Annotated in this window: 18 protein-coding genes; 2 read left to right on the forward strand and 16 right to left on the reverse strand. The window is 28.7% G+C overall.

The features are described from left to right. Window positions 1-141, forward strand: coding sequence for an SPJ_0845 family protein (locus tag DY123_RS07585; protein WP_165807772.1), 141 nt, complete (start codon window positions 1-3; stop codon window positions 139-141). Window positions 142-181: 40 nt separating this feature from the next. Here DY123_RS07585 and DY123_RS03260 read toward each other — a convergent pair whose 3' ends face one another. The 8 genes from DY123_RS03260 to rpsO form a co-directional block, all read right to left on the reverse strand. Next, window positions 182-475, reverse strand: coding sequence for a nucleoside triphosphate pyrophosphohydrolase family protein (locus tag DY123_RS03260; protein WP_105956231.1), 294 nt, complete (start codon window positions 473-475; stop codon window positions 182-184). Then, window positions 476-1,066: a ribosome biogenesis GTP-binding protein YihA/YsxC gene (gene yihA / locus DY123_RS03265; protein ID WP_105964722.1), complete on the reverse strand. Its 591-nt coding sequence runs from the start codon at window positions 1,064-1,066 to the stop codon at window positions 476-478. 122 nt (window positions 1,067-1,188) lie between these two features. Then, complete coding sequence (clpX, locus tag DY123_RS03270) at window positions 1,189-2,424, reverse strand: ATP-dependent Clp protease ATP-binding subunit ClpX (RefSeq protein WP_105964723.1); 1,236 nt, start codon at window positions 2,422-2,424, stop codon at window positions 1,189-1,191. A 120-nt stretch (window positions 2,425-2,544) separates the two neighbouring features. Further along, window positions 2,545-3,849 (reverse strand): trigger factor, encoded by a 1,305-nt coding sequence (tig, locus tag DY123_RS03275; protein ID WP_105964724.1) that lies wholly within the window; start codon window positions 3,847-3,849, stop codon window positions 2,545-2,547. Between the two features lie 176 nt (window positions 3,850-4,025). Beyond that, window positions 4,026-5,213, reverse strand: a complete 1,188-nt coding sequence (gene tuf, locus DY123_RS03280) for an elongation factor Tu (protein ID WP_105987570.1) — start codon at window positions 5,211-5,213, stop codon at window positions 4,026-4,028. Window positions 5,214-5,408: 195 nt separating this feature from the next. Next, complete coding sequence (locus DY123_RS03285; protein ID WP_140924162.1) at window positions 5,409-6,338, reverse strand: hypothetical protein; 930 nt, start codon at window positions 6,336-6,338, stop codon at window positions 5,409-5,411. 9 nt (window positions 6,339-6,347) lie between these two features. Next, complete coding sequence (locus DY123_RS03290; protein WP_140924164.1) at window positions 6,348-8,069, reverse strand: ribonuclease J; 1,722 nt, start codon at window positions 8,067-8,069, stop codon at window positions 6,348-6,350. A gap of 185 nt (window positions 8,070-8,254) precedes the next feature. Then, the gene (gene rpsO / locus DY123_RS03295) at window positions 8,255-8,524 is read right to left on the reverse strand and encodes a 30S ribosomal protein S15 (RefSeq protein ID WP_105964728.1); all 270 of its coding nucleotides are present in this window, start codon (window positions 8,522-8,524) and stop codon (window positions 8,255-8,257) included. Between the two features lie 265 nt (window positions 8,525-8,789). On the opposite strand from rpsO, the gene rpsT reads away from it, so the two are divergent. Then, window positions 8,790-9,041: a 30S ribosomal protein S20 gene (gene rpsT / locus DY123_RS03300; protein WP_105964729.1), complete on the forward strand. Its 252-nt coding sequence runs from the start codon at window positions 8,790-8,792 to the stop codon at window positions 9,039-9,041. A gap of 61 nt (window positions 9,042-9,102) precedes the next feature. On the opposite strand, the gene holA is transcribed toward rpsT, so the two are convergent. Genes holA through DY123_RS03340 form a run of 8 tightly spaced genes read right to left on the reverse strand, consistent with a single transcriptional unit; the run spans window position 9,103 to window position 15,944 of the window. Next, the gene (holA, locus tag DY123_RS03305; RefSeq protein ID WP_306418656.1) at window positions 9,103-10,125 is read right to left on the reverse strand and encodes a DNA polymerase III subunit delta; all 1,023 of its coding nucleotides are present in this window, start codon (window positions 10,123-10,125) and stop codon (window positions 9,103-9,105) included. After that, window positions 10,122-12,299 carry a DNA internalization-related competence protein ComEC/Rec2 gene (locus DY123_RS03310; RefSeq protein ID WP_108982413.1) on the reverse strand — a complete coding sequence of 726 codons (2,178 nt, stop codon included), beginning with the start codon at window positions 12,297-12,299 and terminating at the stop codon, window positions 10,122-10,124. The genes holA and DY123_RS03310 overlap by 4 nt, the downstream gene beginning before the upstream one ends. Before the next feature lie 27 nt (window positions 12,300-12,326). Further along, window positions 12,327-12,806 carry a ComE operon protein 2 gene (locus DY123_RS03315; RefSeq protein WP_105964732.1) on the reverse strand — a complete coding sequence of 160 codons (480 nt, stop codon included), beginning with the start codon at window positions 12,804-12,806 and terminating at the stop codon, window positions 12,327-12,329. A 47-nt stretch (window positions 12,807-12,853) separates the two neighbouring features. After that, complete coding sequence (locus tag DY123_RS03320; RefSeq protein ID WP_140924166.1) at window positions 12,854-13,507, reverse strand: helix-hairpin-helix domain-containing protein; 654 nt, start codon at window positions 13,505-13,507, stop codon at window positions 12,854-12,856. A gap of 53 nt (window positions 13,508-13,560) precedes the next feature. Further along, window positions 13,561-14,607 carry a SepM family pheromone-processing serine protease gene (locus tag DY123_RS03325; protein WP_225427135.1) on the reverse strand — a complete coding sequence of 349 codons (1,047 nt, stop codon included), beginning with the start codon at window positions 14,605-14,607 and terminating at the stop codon, window positions 13,561-13,563. Beyond that, window positions 14,608-15,084, reverse strand: a complete 477-nt coding sequence (gene coaD, locus DY123_RS03330; RefSeq protein ID WP_108982417.1) for a pantetheine-phosphate adenylyltransferase — start codon at window positions 15,082-15,084, stop codon at window positions 14,608-14,610. Window positions 15,085-15,092: 8 nt separating this feature from the next. After that, on the reverse strand, window positions 15,093-15,647 hold the full coding sequence (gene rsmD, locus DY123_RS03335) for a 16S rRNA (guanine(966)-N(2))-methyltransferase RsmD (protein ID WP_108982418.1): 555 nt from the start codon (window positions 15,645-15,647) through the stop codon (window positions 15,093-15,095). Window positions 15,648-15,665: 18 nt separating this feature from the next. Further along, entirely contained in the window at window positions 15,666-15,944 is a 279-nt protein-coding gene (locus DY123_RS03340) for a DUF2129 domain-containing protein (RefSeq protein ID WP_105964737.1), read from the reverse strand. Between the last annotated feature and the right edge of the window lie 18 nt (window positions 15,945-15,962).

A 15,962-nucleotide genomic window follows, 5' to 3' on the forward strand; every position in this document is an offset into this window, starting at 1 on the left:
ATGAGTTTAAATATACAACGTAATAACGACTTAAATGCTATGTTCGATAAAATTGCAAAAGTCGACTCAAATGACAAAAAGCGCGATAAATTCCTTAAAAACGGAAATAAGAATTCTAAAAACAAGAAAAAAGAAAAATAATCTAATTAGGCTTCACAATAATATTATTGTGAAGCCTTTTTTAATCTTTTAACATTGCATCTTTTCTTTTATTCAATCGTTTAATGTTAAAATCGGCTACCTCCTCAAAAGGAACGTTATTCCATTCGGCTATCTGTGATAGATACCATAAAACATCGCCCATTTCTTTAACTAATTGTTCACGATTTAATTCTTCACCATGAAAGGTATATTTCTTAACCAGATCCACTACTTGTCCAGTTTCACTACCTAAGCCTAATGCACAGTTAGTTAAAACTTGTTCGTTTCCACGAAGTGTTTTATTAGCAGCCTTTTGATATTCATTAAAATTCAATTATTTTACCCCCGTATGTTTTTCAATCCATTGCCAAACTTCATCTTTACCGTATTTAGTTTGAGCAGAGAATAACATAATTTCATCGTCTTCATTCAATTCAATGGTTTTATTTAACAAACTTGTTTCCTTATTCCATTTACTTTTAGGAGTTTTATCCATCTTAGTGGCTAAAATTAATGTAGGAATATTATAATATTTTAAGAATTCATACATTTGCAAATCATCGTCACTTGGCTTTCTTCTACCATCAATTAATAAAATAACACCGTTTAATTGGCGACGAGTGGTCAAATATGTTTCAATCATTTGGCCCCATTTTTCACGTTCTTTTTTAGAAATTCTAGCATAACCATAACCAGGAATATCGACAAAAAACATTTTATCATCAACATTATAAAAGTTTAAAGTCTGAGTTTTACCTGGGGTATTTGAAGTTCTTGCATAACTATTACGATTAATCAAAACGTTAGTTAATGAAGATTTTCCTACGTTTGAGCGACCAACTAAAGCAATCTCAGGATATCCATTTGAAGGATATTGTTTAGGCTCTACTGCACTAATATCAATATTCACATTGTTTACGTCCATTGGTAGTACTTCCCCTTATCATTTAAAGTTCTTAATGTATTTTAACACATTTTGTCATTATTTATTTAAAAGAAATTAAAACGCCTTACCTAAAATAATTAGGAAGGCGTTTTTGATTTTAGTTATTTATTATCATAAATAAGTTCAGGTTCTTTTTCGCCATCAACAGCTTCTTTAGTAACAACAACTTCTTTAACATTATCGTCACTTGGCACATTATACATAACATCTCTCATTGTATCTTCAACAATAGATCTTAATCCACGAGCACCAGTATTTCTAGCGATAGCTAATTTGGCCATTGCCTTTAAAGCTTCCGGCTTAAAGGTTAAATCTACACCATCTAAGTTCATCAACTTAGTATATTGTTTTACTAAGGCATTCTTAGGTTCACTTAAAATTCTAACTAAATCATCCTCGTTTAATTTCTTCAATGCAGTTAGAATAGGTAAACGACCAATAAATTCAGGAATCAAACCAAATTGTAACAAATCACTTGGGATAACGTGTTGCATAACATTATCATCAGTAATTTCAGTTGCCTCTGCAGAATCTGTTCCAAAACCAATAGTCTTATCACCTAAACGATGTTTAATAATATCCTGGATTCCGTCAAATGCACCACCAACAATAAACAAAATATTTTTGGTATCAATTTGAATATTTTCTTGTTGTGGATGCTTTCTACCGCCCTGTGGAGGAACACTAGCAACAGTACCTTCAAGAATCTTTAAGAGTGATTGTTGAACACCTTCACCAGAAACATCTCTAGTAATAGAAACATTTTCTGATTTTTTAGCAATTTTATCAATTTCATCAATATAGATAATACCTTTTTCAGCACGTTCTACATCAAAATCTGCATTTTGTAGTAATTTCAATAGAATATTCTCTACGTCATCTCCTACATACCCAGCTTCAGTTAATGTAGTAGCATCAGCAATTGCAAAAGGTACATTAAGGATTTTGGCTAATGATTGAGCTAAATATGTCTTACCTGAACCGGTAGGTCCAATGACAGAAATATTACTTTTTTGTAAATCGGTTCCATCATCACTATCCAAATTGTTTACTCGTTTATAGTGATTATAAACTGCAACAGCCAATGTTTTTTTAGCATCGTCTTGACCAATTACATATTCATCAAGCTTTTCAACAATTTGTTTAGGACTTAATGCCTTAATAGTTTTATCATTATCTTCTTGCGCAAGTTCTTCATCAACTATTTCCTTACACAAATCAATACATTCATTACAAATATAAACACCTGGCCCAGCAACAATTTTCTTTACTTGATCTTGTGATTTACCACAAAAAGAACAAGTTACAGGACCATCTTTTTTATCATCTTCGAACAAATCATTCACCTCTTTAAGCTATAAGTCTAACTTAATAAATAATATCACACTTATAACCCTTAACAAAATAAAGAGTCCAACTAACAATTAAGTTAATTGAACTCCTTTTTTAATCAAAAATTATTTTTTCATTTTTGATTTTGGTTCTTTCTTAGCATTATCTGTAATCATCTTAACAGCATTTTGTATAGAAATATCATGTTTCAACATGTCATCAGTCAAAGCACCACGAACAGCTTCTTCTTTCATACCATATTGAGTAGCTAAGTCTTTAACTTGTTGATCAATTTCTTCCTTAGTAGGTTCAATCTTAGCATCTTTAACAATTGCTTCTAGAACTAAGTTAGTTTTTACTCGTTCTTCAGCACCTGAAGCAAATTGTTTCTTCAAATCTTCTGGCTTTGTACCAGTTAATTGGAAGTACATTTGTGAATTAATACCTTGTTGTTGCATGTTTGCAAGATATTGATCCATTTGGCGTTGAACATCTTCATCAATCATTGCTTGAGGAATGTCCTTAACAGTAGCATTAGCAACTACAGCCTTAATAGCTTCATCTTCTAATTGGTTTTCGCCATCAGTTTTCTTTTGGTCTTTAAGTTGAGCTTTTACCTTGTCTTTTAATTCGTCTAAGCTATCAACGTCTTCGTCAACATCTTTAGCAAATTCATCATCCAACTTAGGTAATTGTTTTGCCTTAACTTCGTGTAACTTAGTCTTAAAAGTAGCTTCCTTACCAGCTAATTCTTTAGCTTGGTAATTTTCAGGGAATGTAACTTTAACATCAACATCATCGCCAGCTTTATGACCAACTAATTGATCTTCAAAACCAGGAATAAATGAATTTGAACCTAATTCAAGTGAATAGTTAGTTGATTTACCACCATCAAATGCTTTGCCATCAACATATCCATCAAAGTCAATTACTACAGTATCGCCTTTTTCAGCTGCTTTACCTTCTTTAAGGACTAATTCAGCTTGGTTTTGACGTTTCTTTTCGATTTCAGCATCGATATCTTTTTGGTATACACGGGTGTTTGGCTTTTCAACTTCAACACCTTCATATTCACCAAGTTCAACATCTGGTTTTACAGTTACTTTAGCTTTTAGAACCCATGGTTGACCCTTTTCTAATGAATCAATGTTCACTTCTGGTTGAGCAACTGGTTCAATACCAGCTTCTTTTACAGCATTACTGTAAGCTTCTGGTAATAAAATATTTAGAGCATCTTGGTATAATGCTTCTTCACCATACATTTCATTAAAAATTTGGCGAGAAACTTTTCCCTTACGGAAACCAGGAATACTAATATTTTTCTTATTTTTATTAAAGGCTTTATCTAAACCTTCTTTAATTTTGTCAGTACTAATTTCGAATGTTAATTCTCCATCATTAGTACCTTTCTTTTCCCATTTTGCAGACATTATTTTCCCTCCGACATGAAAATATAATTTAATACAATTTTCTTCTAATTGCGCACATACGTATTTTAACGTATGAACAGTAAAAAGTAAATATTTAAAGGGAATTTGACCCATTAACAATAAAAAAAGATTCGAAAAGCGAACTTTTCGAATCTTTACAAAAGAATAAATTCTTTTTATTCGTCAATACCAGAAACAACACCAGCACCAACAGTGTGTCCACCTTCACGGATAGTGAACTTAGTACCGTTTTCAATGGCAACAGGCTTAGTTAACTTAACGTTAAACTTAGCATTATCACCAGGCATAACCATTTCTACACCATCTTCAAGTGTAATAACACCTGTAACATCAGTTGTATGGAAGTAGAATTGAGGACGGTAGTTTGAGAAGAATGGAGTATGACGTCCACCTTCTTCTTTACTTAAAGCATAAACTTGTGCTTCAAATTCAGTATGAGTCTTGATTGAACCAGGAGCAGCAACAACTTGTCCACGAACAACTTGTTCACGATTTACACCACGAAGTAACATACCAACGTTATCTCCAGCTTCACCTTCATCAAGAGTCTTACGGAACATTTCAAGACCAGTAACAGTAGTCTTAATAATGTCTTCTACAAGACCAATAACTTCAACATCGTCTCCAACCTTAACAACACCACGATCGATACGACCAGAAGCAACAGTACCACGACCAGTAATAGTAAATACATCTTCAACTGGTAATAGTAATGGCTTAGTATCGTCACGTTGTGGAGTTGGAATGTATTCGTCAACGATATCCATCAAGTGTAAGATAACATCTTTTTGTTCTTGGTCATCTTGTAATGCCTTAAGAGCTGAACCACGAACAACAGGAATATCATCACCTGGGTAATCGTATTCTGAAAGTAATTCACGTACTTCCATTTCAACTAAGTCAACTAATTCGTCATCATCAACTAAATCAGTCTTGTTTAAGAATACAACAATGTGTTCAACACCAACTTGGCGAGCAAGTAAGATATGTTCACGAGTTTGTGGCATAGGACCATCAGTTGCAGCAACAACTAAAATAGCACCATCCATTTGAGCAGCACCAGTAATCATGTTCTTAACGTAGTCAGCATGTCCTGGGGCATCAATATGAGCGTAGTGACGTTTTTCAGTTGAATATTCAACGTGGGCAGTATTAATTGTAATACCACGTTCTTGTTCTTCTGGAGCAGCATCAATTTGTGCATAATCTTCAGCGTTAGCTAAACCTTTTTCTGATAGCACTTTAGTGATAGCTGCAGTTAAAGTAGTTTTACCATGATCAATATGGCCAATAGTACCAATATTTACATGGGGTTTTGTTCTTTCATAATGTTCTTTTGCCATTTATGAAAACCTCCTATAAATTCGAAAGATTTACATTGAATTAATACAATGTATCTTTATGAGTTATTATACTACATCTTCTCAAAAAGACAAAATAACATATCAATCTCAAGAAGAATTCTTTTAATATTATAGCTACTGTATTTTTATTTGTAAATACTTAAATAGCAATTTTACTGTAAGTTTAACTATATTTTAACTAATTTCACTAAATTTATTAATTATGAGGGATATTAGCTTATAATAATTGCTCTTTTTATTGAAATTATTATTTTGACCGTATAAATATAAATCAATAGACAATTTATACCAATCATTTACATTATTAATTATTTGGTCATTTAATGGATATAAAGTAATACTTTGATATTCAAAATAAGCTTTAACCCTTAAATATAGGATTGGATCATTATTAGCATAATCCGCATCAACTCTAGACATAATATTATTATATGTTTTTAACTGAGATAAGGGCTTTAATTCTCCCATATTAATTGAATATACATCATTATCTATCCATTTAATTTTTACAATATCTTGATAATTAGTTTTTCTTAAAGTATCCACTAATTCTGATTTAATAGTTTCTTGCACAAAAGGATCCAATAATAAATATTTTGTATAACTAATAAATTTATTAAATGGTAACTTTTCACCTTTTAATAAAGTCTCTTTTTGTTCATATAAATTATTGTTAAAGCTCATATGATAAAATTCATTCGAAATATTTTGTAAATATGCAGGTTCGTTTTCCAAAACAAGCCCTTCTTCTTTACTAATAATATCTATGGAAATCTTATACCATTGTTTTGAGATTTTACGAATTTGTTCAGTTATTTCCCTTGCTTTAATAAATTCCCTATTTTTCACTAAAACCAAGATCAATAATTTAAAATCAGAAAGCGAATGTAAGAAGTCATTAAGATTATCATAAGCAATTTTTTTAGCATCAATCAATTTTTCACTCAAAAAATAACATTTTGTTAGTAATGTTGTTACTGGAAATCCCTCTTCTTCATTATAAATGGGCAACAATTTATTGATGGCTTGTTGGATATTATTTTGCTTAATATCTAATTTAGATTCATTAATGACTTCTTCATTAGATGAATAATTTTCGTTCATTTAAAACACCTATTTTTTGCTCTCATTTGAATGCTTTTTAAAACTATGTTTATTTTTTCTATGATGTTGATTTACTTCCATAATAACTGGCAATATAACTGGTCTTCGTTTGGTCTTATCAAATAAGAAATGACTAATTTGTTCTCTCACTGCTTGCTTCAAATGACTCCAATCAAACTCTTTATTATCTAGATTTAGTTGAATTGTCTTAGATACAATTTGAGATGCTTCATTCATCAATTCTTTATTAGATTTAACATAAATAAAACCTCTAGATGTGATTTTTGGCCTAGATATAATTAACTTTTTCTTGCGATCAATTGTAACAACAATAATAAAAATACCATCTTCAGAAAGTACTTTTCTATCACGCAAAACAATGTTCCCAATATCACCTATACCGATACCATCAATCATTGTGTTGCCAGCTTCAACTGAACTACCTCGATGCATTTTAGATCCATCATATTCAGCAACATCACCTTTATTCATTAAAAGAATATGTTGATTATCAATCCCTAATTCATTAGCGGTTTGTCTATGAGCTTCCATCATCATGTACTCACCACCAACGGGAATAACATATTCTGGATTTAATAAATCAATTAACATTTGCAAATCTTCATCACTAGCATGATTAGAAATGTTTAAATCATCAGAAATAGTTTTAACTTCACCATCAGCTCGATAAACCATATCTCTAGTTTTAGCCATAGTATTATCTAATGCTGGAGATGGAGTAGTTGTAATTAAAACAATGTCACCAGGAATTAAGTTAACACTTTTTTCTTTTTGAGATGCCATTCTTTGAATCACTTTAATTGGTTCGCCAACAGGATTTGTTTCTAAAATAACAATCTCATTTTCAGATAAATCATTCATCTCTTTAACAGAATGAATAATCATATCTTTATCAGGTAATACAAGATATCCCATATCAAAAGCAGTAATCACTTTTTTAGATAGGTCATGACCAATATATATCTTGCGATTAGACTTATAAGCTGCATCAAATACTTGTTGTAGTCTTAAAATATTAGCAGAATTAGCAGCTACAATGATTCTTTCGTCATTATCTTTAAATACATCAAAAATATATTTTTCAACTTTTAGTTCACTATCCATTGGATAAGGATTATCAGCATTACCAGAATCACTCAAAAGAGCAATTACGTTCTTATCACCGACTCTTGCAATATCACCATATGCAGTTTTATATTCACCCTTCAAAGCAGGATCAAATTTAAAATCTCCAGTGTATACAATTTGCCCATCATCAACAGAAAGCACAATTCCCATAGAATCTGGGATTGAGTAACTAGTCTTAAAGAAAGTAACAGTCACATCATCAAAGATAATTTCACTCTTTGAGTTAATAACGTTATAGTCATCAAAGTTTCTTGAGTTTGGATTTTCATTTATTGCATTTTTAGCTAGTTCAATAGTTAATTTTGAGCCAAAAACTGGCACATTAAATTTGCTCAAAAAATATGGCAAAGCACCAATAGAATCAGCTTGTCCATTAGATAAAAAGATTCCCACTATCTTATCCTTATTATCTTCTAAATATGAAAAATCAGGAATAACTACATCAATACCTAGCATTCCATTATCAGGATATTTTAAACCGCAATCTAAAATATAAATTCCATCATTAATTTCTATGGCATATAAATTCTTACCATCTTCCCTAACGCCACCTAAAGGAATAATTTTTATACTACTTTTCATAATTCACCTCATGATGTAACAAAATTTTTTAACTTTTATTTTTGGAAATTCCAATATCCAAATACGAACAAAATATAACTTCTTACAGTGTATCATATTTTATGTTTTTTAATAACTGTTTTCAATTTACAAAATAATATGTATAAAAAAAGATGGAACTAAAAATAGTTCCATCTTTCTTTTTATTAACGACGTAAACCTAAACTCTTAATTAAGTCACGGTAACGAGTAACGTCTTTGTTACGTAAGTAACGTAATAAATTACGACGATGACCGATTTTCTTCATCAAACCACGTTGTGAATGAAAATCTTTCTTGTTAGCCTTCATATGCTTGTTGATTTCAGTAATATCTGCAGTTAATACAGCAATTTGTACTTCAGCAGAACCAGTATCACCATCATGACGAGCATATTTCTTGATAATATCATTTTTGTTAGCTTGTGTAAGTGCCATTTGCATTTCCCACCTTTCGAATTTTATAAAATATACCTTAAACTGAGTAATACGTAAAGTGAGATAACGTTAAAACTAAGTTTAGGTAATAATTTACATAAGTAATATTACTATGTTATAAATAAATAATCAAGGAAAATAATAAATTTCAAAAAATGTAATTATGATAATACTATTGCATTTGTATACTGTATTTTGTATAATAAAAGTCGTTGAAATTTGAGGATTTTTTGTTAAAATTCGATATTTTATGGAGGTGAATTTCATGCCTGTTATCAAATCTGCTATTGAACGTGTAAAAACAAACGAAAAAGCAAATAAACGTAACGCATCTCAATTAAGCGAAATGAGAACTGCTGTTAAGAAGTTTGAAAAAGCTGAAGCTAAAGGTGCTGACAATCTTGAAGAATTATTCAACAATGCTGTTAGTGCTTTGGATCATGCAAGCTCTAAAGGTTTAATTAAACCTAATAAGGCTGCACGTAACAAGTCTCGTTTAGCTGGAATGATGAAATAATAAAGAAAATATAATATATATTTTCAAAAAAGGACGACTATATTAATATAGTCGTCCTTTTTTAATTAACAAATTTAATCATAAACATCTCAAATAATAAATCGGCCGATTTTTGAGTAGATTTCATTTGTGATTCCATATCAACGAGTCCCAAATAGGCCATTGACAATTTTTTATAATTATAATTTCTAACTTTTTGTAGTGCTAATTTAATTCTATATGGATGAATTCTTAATTTACTTGCTAGTTTTCCTTGACTATAACCTTTATCAGACATAACTTTCACTTGAATTAATAATCTAAATTGGCTTAGTAATATAGCGTTTATTTGTAAAGGTTCATTACTACTGTTAATTAACTCATGATATAAGTTAATTGATTCATTAATATTATTATTTATTACATAATTAACCAAATCAAAAACGTTTTGATCTAAAGACTTGGTAACAACATTATTTACATCATTAACACTAATTGATTTTTGATTATAACAATAAAGAAACAACTTAGATAACTCACTCATTGCACTAGATAAATCATTAGAAGTTCTCTGTATCAATTGATTTAAGGCTTCATTATCTATTGTGTAGCCATTATTGTTAATTTTAGATTTTAAATAGTTTTTAATTTCTGAATCAGACATATTACTTAAGTCAATGATCTCAGAATTTTTTTTAATTATTTTAGTAATTTTTTTTCTAGAATCCAATTTATCATAAGGAGCGATGATTAGCATAATGGTACTATTTTGTGGGCTCTTTACATAGTTTACAAAACTATCTATATCCTGATCAATCTTCTCTTTACTACGATTACCAGTTAAGAAATAAGGGTTATTAACAATAACTAAACGTTTTTCACCAAAAAAAGGTAATGACATTGCATCTTCAACAGCATTCGATATATTGGTAGTCTCCATATCATAATTAGCATAGTTCATTGTTCTTTCGCTTTCAGGAATTAGTGAAAGAAAATTATTTCTAATTTTTGTTATTAAGTAATCTTGATTCCCCTGAATTAAATATATAGGCTTAATATTTAATTCTTTTAAAGACTTAAGTAATTCATTAATTTGCAAAATCATTCTCCTTTTAAAGCTTTCGACCAATAAGTACCAAAAATACTATATTTATATGATATCATACCTGAATCTTGTGTATTAAAATATGATAAATTATATTTTTTAAGCTTATCTAACACCTCTTTATTTGGATGATTATATCGATTCTTTTTACCAGCAGATATTATAGAGATTTTAGGATTAATATATTGCAAAAATTCATCACTACTAGAGTTTTTGCTCCCGTGATGTCCTAACTTTAAAACATCAGCTTTTATATTAGGATATCTTTTGATTATATCTTTTTCGCCTTCTTGACCTAAATCACCCATAAACAAAAATTTTAGTCCACCTTGCTGAGTGCTAAGAACAACAGAATCTTCATTAGTTCCTAATCCTGGATTAAATGGATGATAAATATAAAAAGGAAAATTAGGTATGCGCATATCATTTTTTATGAAATATATTTTAGTATCTCTTATATTTGGCAATATTTTTTTCATAAAATTTTGATTATTATTAGTACCAATACCGACAAATATTCTTTTAACTTTTAAATTTTTAAGAATACTAGGTACATCCCCAGTATGATCTGCATCTTGATGTGTTAAAACTAAATTATCGACATGATTAATACCAATACTTTTTAAGTAATTAATAGAAATTCTCGGGGCTTGATATTTAACTTTATTAGATTGATTAAATCTTATTTTACCCCCTGTATCAATCATATTAATAGACTTATTAAATGGTTCTCTGATTAAAAAACTATCACCTTGTCCTACATCAAAAGTTGTAACTTCACCATAAAATGGAAAATGTATCGATAAATATGATAATAAATAAATAGATATCAATAAAAATAATTTTTTATTAGAATAATTAGAAACTAAGAGTAAAGTAATAAAAAATAAAATTAAACATATAAATATATTTGGTTTTCCAAATGTAATATTTCCGGGTAATGATCCTATAAAATTAATTATATTATCAAATAATTGTAAAAACATTGCGGTAAAGGTTCCTAAAAACGGAAACAGCGGATACAAAATTGCAGTTATAGTAATAATTGGCATAATAAAGATAGAAAAAATTGGTATAACAATAAAATTAGCTAACATTGTTAAAAAGTGCCACTCAAACAATTTATAAATAATAACAGGTAAGCTAATTAAATTCATAAAGATTGTCTGTTTTATTGTAGAAAATTCATTGGTATAAATTAGACTAAAAGATAACAAATAACTCAATTGACAACCAAACTGTAGCAACATTTGTGGTTCTAAAAATAAATTAATTATAATCGTTATACTCCATATATCCAATGACCCCATTTTATTTTTAAATAGTCCAAAAATCAGTCCTATTTCAACAGATATTATAGATCTAAGTAATCCAATTGATGCTCCTGCAATAATAAAAAATATTGGTAATATAATTATTAAAAAGATTAAATAACGTTCTCTACTAATCCTTAAATGAATTAGTATCATTGTTAAAACACTAACTATATAAAATACATGTAGCCCTGAAACACTAAATAAATGGATTAGACCTAGAGTTTTAACTCCTGACAGTTCTTCACTAAAGGAATCATTCATCTCTCCTAAGAAGAGACTATTAAAATATAAATTAAGCGGTTTTGGTAATGAATCGCCATAACATAGTAATTGTTTCCTAAAATCATGTAAAAAACTAAACAAATCGCTTTTATTCAACAAATTAATCTTAACCAATTTTTTAATATATATAATCCTATATACATTATTTGATTGATAATATTCTTTAGCATCAAATTCATTAATATTAGTTGGTTCATTAATGTCGGAAACTTCACCTTGAACATTCATATAAAAACTTTTTTTCATATTCCCCAAATAATCAGCGCTAATATTTCCATATAATAAATATTTCTGATTTGAGTAAGTATCTGTAAAAACACCACTATAAGTATTATCTTTAAATTTTATTTCATCTGGATATACCAAGAAGTTAAAATTATTTGTGTTAGCATCTGAATAAGTATCTTTATTATATTCATTAAAACATAATAAACAAAAAAATATTGATAATATTATGCAAAATAAACATACTTTTATCTCTTTCAAAGAAAAAATACGTATTAACAATAATAATATCAATATCATCCCTAAAATTTTATTGCCAAAAAATAAAATACTTATACATATACACAGCATCGCAGGAAATATATATAATTTTTCGATTTATTTTGGTAAATAAGAACTAAATTTAATTTGATTAATAGTTTCAGAATTCAATTCTACTTTATGTAACTTAACGTTTTTCATTTTAATTAACTCTTTCGCATATTCATCATTATGATAGTTCCTTAAATAATTAATCTTAACAATTCCAGCTTGTAACAAAGTTTTAGTGCATTGTAAGCATGGAAAATCAGTCACATAAATTTCAGCTCCATCAGTAGCTTCACCAAACTTTGCACATTGAGAAATTGCATTCATTTCAGCATGAATCGTTCTAATACAGTGTCCATCACGCATATAACACCCAACATCTATACAATGATCATCACCTGAAACAGAACCATTATATCCACCAGCAATAATTCTACGATCCCTTACTAAAGTGGCACCAACTGACAATCGATTACAAGTACTTCTAGTTGATAATAAAACTGCCTGTAACATAAAATATTGATCCCAAGGAATTCTTTTTTTACTCATTTTATGTTCACCCCTAAATAATTATTAATTATCATTATATCAAATAATTATACTTCTAAATAATCTTTTAATTTTTCAAAAGTTTTATCACCAAACCCACTAATTTTCTTTAGCTCATCAATACTTTTAAAGCCATTATGTTGATTACGATAATCTATAATTTTATCAGCCTTTTTTTCACCAACACTGTCTAATTCTTGGAGCTTTTTATTATCTGATGTATTTAAATTAACTTTTTTAGAATTAGTAGTCGATACATCATTAGGTGAATCGGAAATGTCACCATTTGGACTTATTTTATTTACAATAATAACCTGCTGATCATTTACTTTTTGAGATAGATTTACGCTTTTTTGATCTGCATGTTTTTTAAAACCACCAGCAGATTTAATAACATTGGTAACTCTATCAGCAGATTTAACTTTATAAACACCTGGATGTTTAACTTCTCCTTTCAAATCAACATAAATTTCACTATTAATATCATTATTCAAAGAACTGTTACTAGCATCAGATTTATTATTCTGCAAACTTAGTGAATTATTGTATGAAACCTTTTTATTACTTTTCTGTACATAAACTATAAAAGATAATCCTAAAGAAATTAATAACAATAATAAAACAATCATAATTTTATGAATATTATCATTTAAAATCTTCTTTATGTTAATAATTATGAATTCTAACTTCGTCTTATTCACCTTTTCCTCCCTTTCAATTATATATACGAAAAAAGAACACAAAAATGTGTTCTTTAAATATTATTTAATTTGTTTAATGCATCTTTAAAATTAGTTACTGGTATAACTTTCATATTAGGTGCATACTTTTTAGCGGTTTTAACTGCAGATTGATAATTGGTCATATTGTTTTCTTCGAATTTCAAAATATCTTTAGTTGGTTTAACATAAGGTGCTAAGAAATATTTAGCTCCTGCATTCTTAGCAGCGATAATTTTTTTATCAATTCCACCAATTTCTCCAACATTTCCATTTTTATCAATGGTTCCAGTACCAGCAATACTTTCTCCATGTCTAATATTTTCACCAGTTAACTGTTCATATATCTGTAAAGAAAACATTAAGCCGCCTGAAGGCCCCCCAACAGCACCTGGATTAATTTTAATTGGTATTTCTGGTTTAACTGAATCATTATCAATTAAAATGATACCAATTCCAGGATGTTTGGATCCCATTAAATTAATTAATGGTTCTTTGGCATTCATTAGTTTTCCATCATGATTAAATTCAATATTAACGCGCTGACCAATTTTTTTATCATTAATATACTTTCTAAAATTATAAGAACTACTAAATTTATGTCCATCAACACTAATAATTGTGTCACCAACAGATAGTTTATTCTTAAATTTAGATTTATCATCTATGTTCAAAACATATATCCCATTATACTTCATAGTTACTTTTTGATTGGCATAATGATAAGCATTATATATAGCTTCATTAATAGAATTCATCATGTAAAATGTTTGGACCTTCATATAAGTTTGATCATTTTCGCCATTGGTTATGTCATCAATATTTTCAATAGAATAATGAGGATTGATTTTAGCATAAAGGTAACTAGCAGGAGATGCTTTAGATTCTCTAACTGTAGTCAACATAAATTTACCTTTATTTTTATCATAATGATGATCAACATTAACAATCGGTTTCAAATTTATAGCGTCTCCTGGGCCTTCTATATATTTAGGTAAGAATGGAGTAAACATTACTATTATTCCTAAAATTAATACGATGGAAAATATTAATATATTTCTGTTGTTTCTATTTTTAAACAATTATTTCATTTTCTCCTTCAAACTTTTTTCCACATTACTAGGGACATAATTAGATATATCACCATTAAAATAACAAATTTCTTTAATTAAGCTTGAAGACACTGCTTGAAATGAAGGCTTTGCAATTAAAAACATTGTTTCAATGGAATTATATAAATTATGATTCATATTTGAAATTGCATTTTCAGAGTCAAAATCTTTAACATTTCTTAAACCACGAATAATTACACTTGCTGAAACTCGTTTGGCAAAATCAACCATCAATCCATCAGCTATCATTACTTCAACATTATCTATCTTATCAACATTATCTTTTACCATTTTCATTCTTTCATCTAGAGAAAACAATCCATTTTTACTAGTGTTTTTTCCAACAGTAACAATAAGTTTGTCAAAATTTTTACTAGCTCGCTTAATTAAATCCAAATGCCCATTGGTAATTGGATCAAAGCTACCTGGAAAAATAGCAATTGTCATAACATTAATCACCCCTGTAATTTATATATAGAAATAATTGTAATTCCATATTGTTTTTGCTGAGATAAGCGATAATGATTAACATCATCAATTAAAGAAACATTATCATCGGTTTCACAAATAACCATACCATTTTCATTAAGTAATTTTAATTCATATATTTCTTGCAATTGTTTTATCATTTTCTGATCCTTATATGGTGGGTCAAGAAATATAATATCAAATTTTTCATTTTGATTTGATAATGATTGCAATGCATTTTCAGCATTCATTTTTAACACATTGAATGACTGATCTTGTTTTGTAATATTAACATTTTCATTAATGGTTTTAATAGCAGCGTATTGTTTGTCAACCAAAGTAGCTTTATCGAATCCTCTTGAAACTGCTTCTATAGCAACAGCACCAGAACCCGAAAACAAATCTAAGAAGTTACCACCATTAAAATAAGGACCTATCATATTAAATAATGATTCTTTAACCTTGTCAGTAGTAGGTCTCGTTTTATTACCAGGAACTGATTTTAAATTTCTACTACCAAATTTTCCAGATATAACACGCAATTAAAAGGACTCCTTTTTTTAATATTCCTCATCATCTTTTTGTTCATCAATATCTTCTTTTTGAGATAATTGATTATACAGATTGATATATGGAGAATCTACAACTGATTTAACTATCCTTAATTTTTTAAGCTTTTCTTTAACCATATTAAAATTTGAGGAATTAACATACATAACTAAATAATGCATTTTATATGATACATAATAAATCAGTCCATATTTTTTAAGTTGTCTAATTTGTTTTGTTGAATAAACATAAACAATTAATGATTTTCTTTCTTCCAAAATATTATCCAAGACAAATCACCACCCATT

The organism is Apilactobacillus micheneri (genome assembly GCF_006493595.1).
In the GTDB taxonomy this organism is placed as follows: domain Bacteria; phylum Bacillota; class Bacilli; order Lactobacillales; family Lactobacillaceae; genus Apilactobacillus; species Apilactobacillus micheneri.